Source organism: Zestomonas ipomoeae (assembly GCF_057128665.1).
Genome location: NZ_JBSKHQ010000022.1, coordinates 36,686 through 49,309 on the forward strand (window position 1 = coordinate 36,686; position 12,624 = coordinate 49,309).

The 12,624-nt window shown below is 63.8% G+C and carries 15 protein-coding genes; 12 read left to right on the forward strand and 3 right to left on the reverse strand.

Features of this window, described 5'->3' with window-relative positions; translation table 11 throughout:
* Positions 1–51: 51 nt before the first annotated feature.
* From ACWKV7_RS20235 to bamJ, 4 genes are all read left to right on the forward strand, one after another.
* Positions 52–2,463 (forward strand): Lon protease family protein, encoded by a 2,412-nt coding sequence (locus ACWKV7_RS20235; protein WP_483859500.1) that lies wholly within the window; start codon positions 52–54, stop codon positions 2,461–2,463.
* 188 nt (positions 2,464–2,651) lie between these two features.
* Complete coding sequence (locus ACWKV7_RS20240) at positions 2,652–2,993, forward strand: PA4575 family protein (RefSeq protein WP_483859501.1); 342 nt, start codon at positions 2,652–2,654, stop codon at positions 2,991–2,993.
* A gap of 184 nt (positions 2,994–3,177) precedes the next feature.
* Entirely contained in the window at positions 3,178–3,669 is a 492-nt protein-coding gene (locus ACWKV7_RS20245; RefSeq protein WP_483859502.1) for a TIGR00645 family protein, read from the forward strand.
* Between the two features lie 73 nt (positions 3,670–3,742).
* Entirely contained in the window at positions 3,743–4,360 is a 618-nt protein-coding gene (gene bamJ / locus ACWKV7_RS20250; protein WP_483859503.1) for a BamJ family beta-barrel-assembly machinery protein, read from the forward strand.
* A gap of 46 nt (positions 4,361–4,406) precedes the next feature.
* Here bamJ and ACWKV7_RS20255 read toward each other — a convergent pair whose 3' ends face one another.
* Positions 4,407–4,631: a PA4570 family protein gene (locus ACWKV7_RS20255; protein WP_483859504.1), complete on the reverse strand. Its 225-nt coding sequence runs from the start codon at positions 4,629–4,631 to the stop codon at positions 4,407–4,409.
* 95 nt (positions 4,632–4,726) lie between these two features.
* On the reverse strand, positions 4,727–5,695 hold the full coding sequence (locus ACWKV7_RS20260) for a polyprenyl synthetase family protein (RefSeq protein WP_483859505.1): 969 nt from the start codon (positions 5,693–5,695) through the stop codon (positions 4,727–4,729).
* Between the two features lie 244 nt (positions 5,696–5,939).
* Here ACWKV7_RS20260 and rplU point away from each other — a divergent pair, with 244 nt between their 5' ends.
* The 5 genes from rplU to ACWKV7_RS20285 all read left to right on the forward strand — a co-directional run bounded on the left by rplU (position 5,940) and on the right by ACWKV7_RS20285 (position 9,529).
* On the forward strand, positions 5,940–6,251 hold the full coding sequence (gene rplU, locus ACWKV7_RS20265) for a 50S ribosomal protein L21 (RefSeq protein WP_044410409.1): 312 nt from the start codon (positions 5,940–5,942) through the stop codon (positions 6,249–6,251).
* Positions 6,252–6,274: 23 nt separating this feature from the next.
* Positions 6,275–6,532, forward strand: coding sequence for a 50S ribosomal protein L27 (rpmA, locus tag ACWKV7_RS20270; protein ID WP_483859506.1), 258 nt, complete (start codon positions 6,275–6,277; stop codon positions 6,530–6,532).
* A gap of 103 nt (positions 6,533–6,635) precedes the next feature.
* Positions 6,636–7,856, forward strand: coding sequence for an Obg family GTPase CgtA (cgtA, locus tag ACWKV7_RS20275; protein WP_483859507.1), 1,221 nt, complete (start codon positions 6,636–6,638; stop codon positions 7,854–7,856).
* A gap of 86 nt (positions 7,857–7,942) precedes the next feature.
* The gene (gene proB / locus ACWKV7_RS20280; RefSeq protein WP_483859508.1) at positions 7,943–9,061 is read left to right on the forward strand and encodes a glutamate 5-kinase; all 1,119 of its coding nucleotides are present in this window, start codon (positions 7,943–7,945) and stop codon (positions 9,059–9,061) included.
* A 9-nt stretch (positions 9,062–9,070) separates the two neighbouring features.
* Positions 9,071–9,529, forward strand: a complete 459-nt coding sequence (locus ACWKV7_RS20285; RefSeq protein ID WP_483859509.1) for a CreA family protein — start codon at positions 9,071–9,073, stop codon at positions 9,527–9,529.
* Positions 9,530–9,602: 73 nt separating this feature from the next.
* Here the strand turns inward: ACWKV7_RS20285 and rpsT are convergent, their stop codons facing one another.
* Positions 9,603–9,878 carry a 30S ribosomal protein S20 gene (gene rpsT / locus ACWKV7_RS20290; protein ID WP_483859510.1) on the reverse strand — a complete coding sequence of 92 codons (276 nt, stop codon included), beginning with the start codon at positions 9,876–9,878 and terminating at the stop codon, positions 9,603–9,605.
* Between rpsT and ACWKV7_RS20295 the strand changes: the two genes are divergently transcribed.
* The 3 genes from ACWKV7_RS20295 to ribF all read left to right on the forward strand — a co-directional run bounded on the left by ACWKV7_RS20295 (position 9,799) and on the right by ribF (position 12,609).
* On the forward strand, positions 9,799–9,981 hold the full coding sequence (locus ACWKV7_RS20295; RefSeq protein WP_483859549.1) for a hypothetical protein: 183 nt from the start codon (positions 9,799–9,801) through the stop codon (positions 9,979–9,981). The genes rpsT and ACWKV7_RS20295 overlap by 80 nt on opposite strands.
* A gap of 74 nt (positions 9,982–10,055) precedes the next feature.
* Complete coding sequence (murJ, locus tag ACWKV7_RS20300; RefSeq protein WP_483859511.1) at positions 10,056–11,600, forward strand: murein biosynthesis integral membrane protein MurJ; 1,545 nt, start codon at positions 10,056–10,058, stop codon at positions 11,598–11,600.
* 73 nt (positions 11,601–11,673) lie between these two features.
* A complete protein-coding gene (ribF, locus tag ACWKV7_RS20305) occupies positions 11,674–12,609 on the forward strand; it encodes a bifunctional riboflavin kinase/FAD synthetase (RefSeq protein WP_483859512.1) in 936 nt (311 codons plus the stop codon).
* Positions 12,610–12,624 lie beyond the last annotated feature (15 nt).

Sequence of the window (12,624 nt, forward strand, 5' to 3'; positions counted from 1 at the left end):
ATGCCGGGCAAGACCCAGTGGCCAGTCGGCCACCCGATGCAAGGACTCCCGATGCCCGATCTCGATGTTGCCGGCCTGCGCCTGGCACCCGAAGCCCTGACCCGTCCCTTCGATTCCACCCAGTTCGACTTCACCACCACCGATGACCTGGAGCCCTTCCGCGGCGTGCTCGGCCAGGAGCGTGCGGTGGAAGCGCTGCAGTTCGGCGTGGCCATGCCGCGCCCCGGTTACAACGTCTATGTCATGGGCGAGCCGGGTACCGGCCGCTTCTCCTTCGTGCAGCGCTATCTAAAGGCCGAGGCCAAGCGCCAGGCTACGCCGGCCGACTGGGTCTACGTCAATCACTTCGACGAACCGCGCGAACCGCGCGCCCTGGAGTTGCCGGCCGGCACCGCGGCGGCGTTCATCAGCGACATCAACCAGTTGATCGACAACCTGCTGGCGACTTTTCCGGCGGTATTCGAGCATCCGACCTACCAGCAGAAAAAGAACGCCATCGACCGTGCCTTCAATCAGCGTTATGACAAGGCATTGGATGTGATCGAGCGCCTGGCGCTGGAGAAGGAAGTGGCGCTGTATCGCGACAGCAGCAACATTGCCTTCACCCCGATGAAAGAGGGCAAGGCGCTCGACGAAGCCGAGTTCGCCCAGTTGCCGGAAGCCGAGCGCGAGCGCTTCCACAGCGATATCGCCGCGCTGGAGGAGCGCCTGAACGAGGAGCTGGCCAGCCTGCCGCAATGGAAGCGCGAGTCGAGCAACCAGTTGCGCCAGCTCAATGAGGAAACCATCACCCTGGCGCTGCAGCCGCTACTGGCACCGCTATCGGAAGCCTATGCGGAGAATGCCGGCGTTTGTGCCTATCTGCAGGCGGTGCAGGTCAACCTGCTGAAGACCGTGGTCGACCAGTTGATCGACGACAAGCCCGACGCGCAGCGCCGCGAGATGCTGGAGGAACAATACAGCCCGAGCCTGGTGGTCGGTCATCATGTCGATGGCGGTGCGCCGGTGGTGTTCGAATCCCATCCGACCTACGACAACCTATTCGGTCGCATCGAATACAACACCGACCAGGGCGCGCTCTATACCAGCTACCGGCAACTGCGCCCGGGCGCGCTGCATCGCGCCAATGGCGGCCTGCTGGTGCTGGAGGCGGAAAAGCTGCTCGGCGAGCCCTTCGTCTGGGATGCGCTCAAGCGCGCCCTGCACTCGCGCAAGCTGAAGATGGAGTCACCATTGGCGGAGCTGGGGCGCCTGGCCACGGTGACCCTGACGCCGCAGACCATTCCGCTGCAGATCAAGTTGGTGATCATCGGCTCACGCCAGCTCTATTACACGCTGCAGGAGCTGGACCCGGACTTCCAGGAGCTGTTCCGCGTGCTGGTGGATTTCGACGAGGAAATCCCGCTGGCCGAGGACAGCCTCGAACAGTTCGCCCAGTTGCTCAAGACCCGCACCTCGGAGGAGGGCATGGCGCCGCTGACCTCCGCCGCGGTCGCCCGCCTGGCGACCTACAGCGCGCGCCTGGCCGAGCACCAGGGACGGTTGTCCGCGCGCATCGGCGATCTGTTCCAACTGGTCAGCGAGGCTGACTTCATCCGCAGTCTGGCCAGCGACAGCGTCACCGACGTCGGCCATATCGAGCGCGCTCTGAAGGCCAAGGCCACCCGCACCGGGCGGGTCTCGGCGCGCATCCTCGACGACATGCTGGCCGGCATCATCCTCATCGATACCGACGGCGCCGCCATCGGCAAGTGCAACGGCCTTACCGTGCTGGAAGTGGGCGACTCGGCGTTCGGTGTGCCGGCGCGCATTTCCGCCACCGTCTATCCGGGGGGCAGCGGCATCGTCGACATCGAGCGTGAGGTCAATCTCGGCCAGCCGATCCACTCCAAGGGCGTGATGATCCTCACCGGCTACCTGGGCAGTCGCTATGCCCAGGAATTCCCTCTGGAAATCTCCGCCAGCATCGCCCTGGAGCAGTCCTACGGCTATGTCGACGGCGACAGCGCTTCCCTCGGCGAGGTCTGCACGCTGATCTCGGCACTGTCGCGCACGCCGCTCAAGCAATGCTTCGCCATCACCGGCTCGATCAACCAGTTCGGCGAAGTGCAGGCGGTCGGTGGGGTCAACGAGAAGATCGAAGGCTTCTTCCGTCTCTGCGAGGCGCGCGGGCTGAACGGCGAGCAGGGGGTGATCATTCCCTATGCCAACGTCACCAACCTGATGCTCGACTCGCGCGTGCTGGAGGCGGTGCGCGACGGCCAGTTCCATGTCTACGCGGTGCGCCAGGTGGACGAGGCGCTCAGCTTGCTGGTCGGCCAGTCGGCCGGCACCCCGGACGCCCAGGGACGCTTCCCTGAGGGCAGCATCAATGGCCGGGTGGTCGAGCGGCTGCGGGAGATTTCGGAGATGGGCATGGTGGAAGAAGACAAGGAAGGCAAGGGCAAGAAGGACGATGAGTAGGGTGGTCGTTCGCCAGGTGGCTGGTCAGTCATTAAACTGATCGGCCCAGCCCGCCACGCCATTAGCCCTGGACGGGTTTCCCCAAGGTCATGCACAGAGTTATCCACAGCTTGCGTGGATAACCGGGCCTTTGCCCGGCGACCCGCCGAGGTGTAGGCTGAGGCCAGGACCTTGCGAGGATCGCCGCCATGTCGCGCAGCCTCTGTCTTACCCGCCAATGCCTGGGCTTGGTGACACGCATCGAGTGCGTGATTCGCCCGCTCGCGGGTGAGCGGGGACTGTGGACCTTACTGTGCGCCGCCGGCATGTCCGGTGCCCAGCCTTCCGCCATCAAGGCGCAAGGCCCATTCCATGGGCCTTTCGTAGCCGAGGCCGTGCTCGCCGCGATTGTCGAGAACCTCTCCGCCCAGGGCTATGTGGAGTGTGAGGAGCCGATGATCTGGCGCCTCCATCTGCAAGCCGAATTGCGTCGGCTGAACGGCGAGCGCTGTCGTCATCTCGGCGACTACCTGTTCCGTCCGGAAACCTGAGGCCACCTTCCTGTCGGTGCTCTGCCGGCCTCTGCGACATCGGCGCGCTTGGCGGTGCCGAGAAGTTATCCACAAAGCAGCGAAACTGTCATGCGCATCCGGCGGGCTGGCAGGGAGCGGGGCGTTGTCAGTCGTGGGCGGCTAGGTATACTCGGCGCCACTTCTCTTGGCTGTGTGAGAACCCATGGAACGCTTTATCGAAAACTTCATGTATGCCTCCCGCTGGCTGTTGGCTCCTATCTATTTCGGGCTTTCCCTGGCCCTGCTGGCGCTGGCCATCAAGTTCTTCCAGGAGGTCCTGCACATCCTGCCCAACGTGCTGTCCATGGCCGAAACCGAGCTGATCCTGGTGCTGTTGTCGCTGGTCGACATGTCCCTGGTCGGCGGCCTGCTGGTAATGGTGATGCTCTCAGGCTACGAGAACTTCGTCTCGCAGCTGGACATCAAGGACGGCACCGAGAAGCTGAGCTGGCTGGGCAAGATGGATTCCGGCTCGCTGAAGATGAAGGTGGCGGCTTCCATCGTGGCCATCTCGTCCATCCACCTGCTCAAGGTGTTCATGGACGCCAAGAGCTACGACACCGGCCATCTCATGTGGTACGTGATCATCCACATGACCTTCGTCGGCTCGGCCTTCGCCATGGGCTACCTGGACAAGCTGACCAAGCACGAATGAGGTGTACGGCCTGGGGCTGGCCGGTGTGCTGTGCTAGTCTGGCCGGCCTTTCAGCCCTCAGCGGAGCAGTCCCATGTCCGAACTCAATCTTTCCACCGACGAAGCGCGGGTCAGCTACGGCATCGGTCGCCAGTTGGGCGACCAGTTGCGCGACAACCCGCCGCCGGGCGTGAGTCTGGATGCGGTGCTGGCCGGTCTGAGCGACGCCTTCAACAGTCAGTCCAGCCGCGTCGACCAGGCAGCGCTGTCGGCCAGCTTCAAGGTCATTCGCGAGCGCATGCAGGCCGAAGCCCAGGCCAAGGCCGAGGCAGCCGCGGGGGAAGGCCGGGCCTACCTCGCCGAGAACGCCAAGCGCGAAGGTGTGACGGTGCTGCCGTCGGGCCTGCAGTACGAGGTGCTGGTGGCTGGTGAGGGCCCGCGCCCAAGCCGTGAAGACCACGTTCGTACCCATTACCATGGCACGCTGATCAACGGCAGCGTATTTGACAGCTCCTATCAGCGCGGCCAGCCAGCCGAGTTCCCGGTCGGTGGCGTGATCGCCGGCTGGACCGAGGCCCTGCAGCTGATGAACGCCGGCAGCAAATGGCGTCTGCACGTGCCGAGCGAGCTGGCCTACGGCGCCCAGGGCGTCGGCAGCATTCCGCCGCACAGCGTGCTGGTGTTCGACGTCGAACTGTTGGACGTGCTCTAAGCATTTCCGGGCACCCGCATTGCCTTGGCGCGATGTGGGTGCTGCCTCAGCGCAAGGCTCTGGCGTAGCAGTAGAGAAAGAGGGTGCGTACCAGCTCCTTCAGAACCGGCGGTTCGCTGGAACTCAGCTCTCCCAGATCCAGTTCGCCCTGTTCGCGGAGTTCTTCGAGCGCCTCCTGCTCCAGCAGCGCGCACACCTCGCCGGTCTCTCGGTTGAGAATGCGCAGATAGGGGTGCGGGCGGTCCAGCCAAGCATCGATCAGATAGGTCATGGCTCATCTCCTTGAATTAATCAAGAGATGAGAATAATTCTTATTATCTTAATAGCAAGTGCCAATTGCGCTTCCTGTCGGAAAGCGCAGGTCACTCAGTGCGTGCGGGCTACAGCAAAGTGGCTCAGCTCCACCAGGGCGTCGCGGTATTCGCTGGCTGGCAGGACTTCCAGGCAGGCGATCGCTCGCTCGGCGTAGTCGCGGGCGAGCTGGGCGGTGTAGTTCAGGGCGCCGCTGCTCTCCACCGCCTCGCGAATGCGTTCGAGATCTTCGAGGCCGCCTTTCTGAATGGCCTGGCGAACCAGAGCCGCCTGCTGCTCAGTGCCTTCGCGCATGCAGTAGATCAGCGGCAGGGTGGGCTTGCCCTCGGCGAGGTCGTCGCCGACGTTCTTGCCCAGGGTGTCGCTGTCGCCGCGGTAGTCGAGCAGATCGTCGACCAGTTGGAAGGCAATGCCCAGGTGGTCGCCGAAGCGACACAGTGCCTCGCTCTGTTCCTGGTTGGCGCCGGCCAGGGCGGCGGCGCTGTGGGTGGAGGCCTCGAAGAGCATGGCGGTCTTGCCGCGAATGACTTCCATGTAGGTTTCTTCCGTGGTGCTGGCGTCGCGTACCTTGGAAAGTTGCAACACCTCGCCTTCGGCGATCACGCGGGTGGCTTTGGAAAGGATGCGCATCACATCCATGGAACCGAGCTGCACCATCATTTCGAACGAGCGCGAATAGAGGAAGTCGCCAACCAGCACGCTGGGCGCGTTGCCCCACTGGGCGTTGGCGGTGGAGCGGCCGCGACGCATGTCGGACATGTCGACCACATCGTCATGCAGCAGGGTGGCGGTGTGCAGGAACTCGATGGTGGCGGCCAGCAGGCGCAGATCGTCGTCGTGGCGCCCCAGGGCCTTGCCGCACAGCAGCACCAGCAACGGGCGCAGGCGTTTGCCGCCGGCGGAAATGATATAGTCGCCGATCTTTTCCACCAGTGGGACGCGGGAAACCAGCTGCTGGCGAATGATGGCGTCGACGGCGGAAAAGTCGTCCGCCACCACGCGGTAGAAGGCCTGGGGTTGCATCGGCGGAAAGCGCTCCTCGTAGGTTGCGCGGCATGCTAGGGGGAGGGGTAGGGGCTGTCAAGGCAAGGCTCTGCGGTGCTTGCGTCGCTGCTGTGGCTTGCGTACAATCGCGCACCCTGAACTTCCCTGGGCATCTACCTGCCTTACGCAATTGCACGGGCGTCCCTTCCGGCCCCGAGCAGCCATGCCAGCCAACACCTCTTCCTATAAAGCGCTGGGTGAGCAGGATCAACGGAGATATTCCATGTACGCAGTAATCGTTACCGGTGGCAAGCAATACAAGGTTGCCGAAGGTGAATTCCTCAAGATCGAGAAGCTGGAAGTCGCCACTGGCGAATCCGTGACTTTCGATCGCGTTCTGCTGATCGGCAATGGCGACGACGTGAAGATCGGCGCTCCGGTGGTCGATGGCGCCAAAGTCGTCGCTGAAGTGGTCTCCCAAGGCCGTCACGACAAAGTGCGCATCATCAAGTTCCGCCGTCGTAAGCACCACATGAAGCGTCAGGGCCACCGTCAGTGGTTCACCGAAATCAAGATCACTGGCATTCAGGCCTGATCCCTTTTAGGAGGATATGACTCATGGCACACAAAAAAGCTGGCGGTTCTACCCGCAACGGTCGCGACTCAGAAAGTAAACGCCTTGGCGTGAAACTGTACGGCGGCCAGGTCATCAAGGCCGGCAACATCATCGTGCGTCAGCGCGGCACCCAGTTCCATGCCGGTTACGGCGTTGGCATGGGCAAGGATCACACCCTGTTCGCGAAAACCGACGGCGTGGTCAAGTTCGAAGTGAAAGGCGCCTTCGGTCGTCGCTACGTGAGCGTCGTCGCGGCCTAATCGCGACGTTGCTGGGAAAGCCCTGTCATGCGACGGGGCTTTTTTGTTTCTGTATCCTATGTTCCTCGTTTGACTCAGCCCGCCCCAGGGCGGGAGGCGTTCCATGAAATTCGTCGATGAAGTATCGATTTTTGTAAAGGCCGGTGACGGCGGTAATGGCATGATGAGCTTTCGCCGCGAGAAGTTCATCGAAAAGGGTGGCCCCAACGGCGGCGATGGCGGTGACGGCGGCTCCGTGTACCTGGTGGCTGACGAGAATCTCAACACCCTGGTCGACTACCGCTACACCCGTCGCTTCGCGGCCAAGAATGGCGAGAAGGGCGGCAGCACCGACTGTACCGGTGCCAAGGGCGATGACCTGATCCTGCCGGTGCCGGTCGGCACCACGGTGGTTGACGCCGGCACCCAGGAGGTCATCGGCGACCTGACCAAGCCTGGACAGCGCCTGATGGTGGCTCAGGGTGGCTGGCACGGCCTAGGCAACACCCGCTTCAAGTCCAGTACCAATCGGGCGCCGCGGCAGACGACGCCGGGCAAGCCGGGCGAAGCGCGCGATCTCAAGCTGGAATTGAAGGTGCTGGCCGATGTCGGCCTGCTCGGATTGCCCAATGCCGGCAAGAGTACTTTCATTCGCGCGGTCTCTGCCGCCAAGCCAAAGGTGGCCGACTATCCGTTCACCACCTTGGTGCCGAACCTGGGCGTGGTCAGTGTCGGGCGCTACAAGAGCTTCGTCGTCGCCGATATCCCGGGGTTGATCGAGGGTGCATCCGAGGGGGCTGGTCTTGGCATTCGCTTCCTCAAGCATCTGGCGCGTACCCGTCTGCTGCTGCACCTTGTGGATATGGTGCCGCCGGATGGCAGCGATCCGGCCGACGCCGCGGAAGTCATCATCAGCGAGCTGGAGAAGTTCAGCCCGGCGCTGGCCGGCCGCGATCGCTGGCTGGTGCTGAACAAGGCTGACCAGTTGCTCGAGGACGAGCGCGAAGAGCGCATGCGCGACGTGGTCGAGCGGCTTGGATGGGAGGGTCCGGTGTACGTGATCTCCGCTCTGGAGCGTGAAGGAACGGAGGCGCTCAGCCAGGACATCATGCGCTATCTCGACGAGCGCACTCTGCGCATCGCCGAGGAGCCCGAGTACGCCGAGGCGCTGGCCGCTCTGGATCGGCGCATCGAGGATGAGGCGCGGGCTCGCCTGCAGGCACTGGATGATAGGCGTGCGCTACGCCGCTCCGGTCTGAAAAGTGTCGATGATGTCGGCGACGACGACTTCGATGACTTCGAGGATGACGAGGACGGCCCGGAAATTATCTACGTCCGTGATTGACAGGTGCGCCCCGGCGGCGCGTTGACGGCTTACTCGCACAGGGCGCGCCCATTGTCTGCGCCGCTCTCTGGCTAAGGTTGGTGATCATGCGGGACAAGGTGACCGGCGCGCGGCGCTGGGTGGTGAAGATCGGTAGCGCCCTGCTGACCGCCGATGGTCGTGGTCTGGATCGTGCTGCCATGGCGGTCTGGGTGCGGCAGATGGTGGCGCTGCGCGAGGCGGGCGTCGAGCTGGTGCTGGTATCGTCCGGCGCGGTGGCGGCGGGCATGAGTCGGCTGGGTTGGAAGGTGCGGCCCAAGGCCATTCATGAGCTGCAGGCGGCCGCCTCAATCGGCCAGATGGGGCTGGTGCAGGCCTGGGAGTCCAGTTTCGCCGAGCATGGCCGGCACACGGCGCAGATTCTGCTTACCCATGACGATCTGTCCGATCGCAAGCGCTACCTGAATGCGCGCAGCACATTGCGGACCCTGCTCGAGTTCGGTGCCATCCCGGTGATCAACGAGAACGACACCGTGGTCACCGACGAGATCCGCTTCGGCGACAACGACACCCTGGCGGCGCTGGTCGCCAACCTGGTGGAGGCTGATCTGCTGGTGATCCTCACCGATCGCGACGGCATGTTCGATGCTGATCCGCGCACCAATCCCGATGCCCGGTTGATCCACGAGGCGCGGGCAGACGATCCGAGTCTCGACGCGGTGGCCGGTGGCACGGGGGGCGCGCTGGGGCGCGGCGGCATGCAGACCAAGTTGCGGGCTGCGCGCCTGGCGGCGCGCTCCGGTGCTCACACGGTCATCGTCGGTGGGCAGATCGAGCGGGTGCTGGATCGGCTCAAGGCGGGAGAGCGTCTGGGTACGCTACTGGCGCCCGAGCGCGGTCTGCTGGCGGCGCGCAAGCAATGGCTGGCTGGTCATCTGCAGACGCGCGGCAGCTTGCAGCTGGACGCGGGTGCGGTGAAGGCATTGGTCACCGACCGCAAGAGTCTGTTGCCGGTCGGGGTCAAGGCGGTGCAGGGCAACTTCCGGCGCGGTGAAATGGTGTTGTGCCTGGATGCCGAGGGGCGCGAAATCGCGCGTGGCCTGGCCAACTACAGTGCGCTCGAAGCGCAGAAGATCATTGGGCAGCCGTCCGATGCCATCGAGCGGCTGCTCGGCTATGTCGATGAGCCGGAGCTGGTGCATCGCGACAATCTGATTCTGGTCTGAGGAGCGAACATGCGGAAGCTGGGATTGGCATTGCTACTGGTTTCCTCCTGGGTGTCGGCGGAGGAGATAGGCGAGGTTTCCACGGTTTTCAAACTGATCGGGCCAAACCACAAGATCGTGGTCGAGGCGTTCGACGATCCGAAGGTGGAGGGGGTGACCTGTTACCTGTCGCGGGCCAAGACCGGCGGTATCAAGGGTGGTCTGGGCTTGGCCGAGGATCGCGCCGAGGCCTCCATTGCTTGCCGCCAGGTGGGGGCGATTCGCTTCAAGGGTGAGCTCGAGGATGGCGAGGAAGTATTCAAGGAGCGCACTTCGCTGGTCTTCAAGACCATGCAGGTGGTGCGCTTCTTCGACAAGAAGCGCAATGCGCTGGTCTATCTGGTGTATAGCGATCGCGTGATCGAGGGCAGTCCGCAGAATGCGGTAACCGCCATTCCGATCCTGCCGTGGAGTGGCGAGCGCCGGTAGTGCCGGCTTTCGTGGTTCTCGCGGGCAATAAAAAACCGACCCAGTGGGTCGGTTTTTTCAGAACGTCCGTCGCTTAGGCAGCGGCAGCGCCGAGGGCCTTGATGTGGCCGTTCAGGCGGCTCTTGTGACGAGCGGCTTTGTTCTTGTGAATGATGCCTTTGTCGGCCATGCGATCGATGACCGGAACTGCCAGGGTGTAGGCTGTCTGGGCTTTTTCCAGGTCCTTGGCGTCGATGGCCTTGACCACGTTCTTGATGTAGGTGCGAACCATGGAGCGCAGGCTGGCGTTGTGGCTGCGACGCTTCTCAGCCTGTTTTGCGCGTTTTTTGGCGGAAGGGCTGTTGGCCACCGTCGAACTCCTCGAAAACTGGGGGGATACAAATAAGGCCGCGAATTATTTCGATGCCTGGCGCATCTGTCAAGTCTGGAAGTGTTTTGCCGCACTGGCCTGACCAGCGGCGGCTGGTTACACTCGTCGCCTTCATCCGCCGGGCGCCTGTGCCGGCATTGCGGACCGCCGAACTTCATGAACCTGCTCAAATCCCTGGCCGCCGTCAGCTCCCTGACCATGCTCTCGCGCGTGCTGGGCTTCGTTCGCGACACCATCATCGCGCGCACCTTTGGTGCCGGCGTGGCCTCCGATGCCTTCGTCGTCGCCTTCAAGCTGCCCAACCTGCTGCGCCGCATCTTCGCCGAAGGCGCCTTCTCCCAGGCGTTCGTCCCGATCCTGGCGGAGTACAAGACCCAGCAGGGGGAAGAGGCGACCCGCACCTTTCTCGCCTATGTCGCAGGCCTGTTGACCCTGGTGTTGGCGCTGGTAACCCTGCTGGGCATTCTGGCAGCACCCTGGATCGTCTGGATCAGCGCCCCGGGCTTCGCCGACGAGCCCGAGCGCTTCGCCCTGACCACCGACCTGCTGCGGGTGACCTTTCCTTACATCTTGCTGATCTCGCTGTCGTCCCTGGCAGGAGCGGTGCTCAACACCTGGAACCGTTTCTCCGTGCCGGCCTTCGTGCCGACGCTGCTGAATGTCAGCATGATCGTGTTCTCGTTGTGGCTCACGCCCTACTTCGATCCGCCGATCATGGCCCTGGGCTGGGCAGTGCTGGTGGGAGGGCTGGCGCAATTCCTCTGGCAGCTGCCGTCGTTGCGGCGGATCGGCATGCTGGTGCTGCCGCGCCTGAGCTTGCGCGACACCGGTGTGTGGCGGGTGCTCAAGCAGATGGGGCCGGCGATATTCGGGGTGTCGGTGAGCCAAATCTCGCTGATCATCAACACCATCTTCGCTTCCTTCCTGGTGGCGGGCTCGGTGTCCTGGATGTATTACGCCGATCGCCTGATGGAATTGCCTGCCGGGGTGCTCGGTGTGGCGCTGGGGACCATCTTGTTGCCGGCTTTGGCCAAGACCTATGCCAGCGCCGATCGCGAGGAGTATTCCAAGCTTCTCGACTGGGGCTTGCGCCTGTGTTTCTTGCTGGCGCTGCCCTGCACGCTGGCGTTGGCGATCATCGCCGAGCCGCTGATCGTCGCGCTGTTCCAGTACGGCAGGTTCAGCGCCCATGACGCGGCCATGACCCAGCAGGCGCTGGTCGCCTATTCCGTTGGACTGCTGGCGTTGATCCTGGTGAAGATCCTCGCGCCGGGCTTTTATGCCCAGCAGAACATCAAAACGCCGGTGCGCATTGCCGTGGTCAGCCTGTTGGCGACCCAGGCGATGAACGCGCTGTTCGTCTTCGGCCTGGACCTGAAGCACGCCGGCCTGGCCCTCGCCATCAGCCTGGCGGCCTGCTTGAATGCGGGCTTGCTGTACTGGCAGCTGCGCAGCCGGCGCATGTACCAGCCCCAATCGGGCTGGGCGCTGTTCCTGGGCAAGCTGTCGGTGGCTGTGGCGGCGATGGTTGCGGCGCTGCTGGCGGTGCTGCACTTCATGCCTGACTGGGGGCAGGGCGACATGCCGCTGCGTTTGCTGCGCCTGGGGGCGCTGGTGCTGGCCGGGCTGCTGGCCTATTTCGGTGCGTTGTTGGCGCTCGGCTTCCGCCCGCGGGATTTTGCCCGGCGTGCGGTGGGCTGAAGGCGGACGTGCTGCCTGTCACCGATAGCCGCCTGTGCGTATAATCGGCCACTTTGTAAGCAAGTAGCAGGCTATGCAGCTGGTCCGAGGTCTTCACAATCTGCGTCCGCTGAGCCAGGGCTGCGTTGCCACCATCGGTAATTTCGATGGGGTGCATCGCGGTCACCAGGCGATCTTGGCGCGCCTGCGCGAGCGCGCCATCGAGCTGTGCGTACCCAGTTGCGTGGTGATCTTCGAGCCTCAGCCGCGGGAGTTCTTCGCGCCGGACACGGCTCCGGCACGGCTGACCCGTCTGCGCGAGAAACTCGAGTTGCTGGCCGCCGAAAACGTCGACCGCGTATTGTGCCTGGCCTTCAACCGCCGCCTGCGCGAGCTGTCCGCCGCCGAGTTCGTGCGCCAGGTGCTGGTCGAGGGCTTGCGTGTCCGGCATCTGGAAGTGGGCGACGACTTTCGATTTGGCGCTGGCCGTACCGGGGACTTCGACTTTCTGATGCAAGCCGGTGAGCAGCACGGCTTTTCCGTGGAGGCGGCGTTGACCGTCGAGCTGGATGGCGCACGGATCAGCAGCACCCGGGTGCGCGAGGCCCTGCAAGCCGGCGAGTTGGAGCTGGCCGAGCGGTTGCTGGGGCGACCCTACGCCCTGGCTGGGCGAGTGCTGCATGGGCAGAAGCTGGCCCGCCAGTTCGGCACGCCGACCGCCAACGTGCAGCTCAAGCGCCGCAAGGCGCCGCTGCACGGGGTGTTTCTGGTCAGTGCGCTGCACGGGCAGCACCGCCTGCATGGCGTGGCCAACATTGGCCAGAGGCCGACGGTGGAGGGGGACGGTAGCCCGCATCTGGAGGTGCATCTGCTGGAATATGCTGGCGATCTGTATGGCCAGCGCCTGACGGTGGCATTCCACCACAAGCTGCGCGACGAGCAGCGTTTCGCCTCCCTGGAGGCGCTCAAGGCGGCAATCCACGCGGATGTCGCCGCCGCCCGTGCCTACTGGCTGGGCCAACCGCTTTAACAAAGAGCCGAACGA

Bases quoted from the DNA above. Each gene is read 5' to 3' on its own strand.
- proB (WP_483859508.1), top strand. From the start codon at position 7,943: ATGCGGGACAAGGTGACCGGCGCGCGGCGCTGGGTGGTGAAGATCGGT.
- bamJ (WP_483859503.1), top strand. From the start codon at position 3,743: ATGTCCGAACTCAATCTTTCCACCGACGAAGCGCGGGTCAGCTACGGC.
- rplU (WP_044410409.1), top strand. From the start codon at position 5,940: ATGTACGCAGTAATCGTTACCGGTGGCAAGCAATACAAGGTTGCCGAA.
- murJ (WP_483859511.1), top strand. From the start codon at position 10,056: ATGAACCTGCTCAAATCCCTGGCCGCCGTCAGCTCCCTGACCATGCTC.
- ACWKV7_RS20255 (WP_483859504.1), bottom strand. From the start codon at position 4,631: ATGACCTATCTGATCGATGCTTGGCTGGACCGCCCGCACCCCTATCTG.
- rpmA (WP_483859506.1), top strand. From the start codon at position 6,275: ATGGCACACAAAAAAGCTGGCGGTTCTACCCGCAACGGTCGCGACTCA.
- ACWKV7_RS20295 (WP_483859549.1), top strand. From the start codon at position 9,799: ATGGAGCGCAGGCTGGCGTTGTGGCTGCGACGCTTCTCAGCCTGTTTT.
- ACWKV7_RS20285 (WP_483859509.1), top strand. From the start codon at position 9,071: ATGCGGAAGCTGGGATTGGCATTGCTACTGGTTTCCTCCTGGGTGTCG.
- ACWKV7_RS20240 (WP_483859501.1), top strand. From the start codon at position 2,652: ATGTCGCGCAGCCTCTGTCTTACCCGCCAATGCCTGGGCTTGGTGACA.
- ACWKV7_RS20260 (WP_483859505.1), bottom strand. From the start codon at position 5,695: ATGCAACCCCAGGCCTTCTACCGCGTGGTGGCGGACGACTTTTCCGCC.
- cgtA (WP_483859507.1), top strand. From the start codon at position 6,636: ATGAAATTCGTCGATGAAGTATCGATTTTTGTAAAGGCCGGTGACGGC.
- ACWKV7_RS20245 (WP_483859502.1), top strand. From the start codon at position 3,178: ATGGAACGCTTTATCGAAAACTTCATGTATGCCTCCCGCTGGCTGTTG.
- ribF (WP_483859512.1), top strand. From the start codon at position 11,674: ATGCAGCTGGTCCGAGGTCTTCACAATCTGCGTCCGCTGAGCCAGGGC.
- ACWKV7_RS20235 (WP_483859500.1), top strand. From the start codon at position 52: ATGCCCGATCTCGATGTTGCCGGCCTGCGCCTGGCACCCGAAGCCCTG.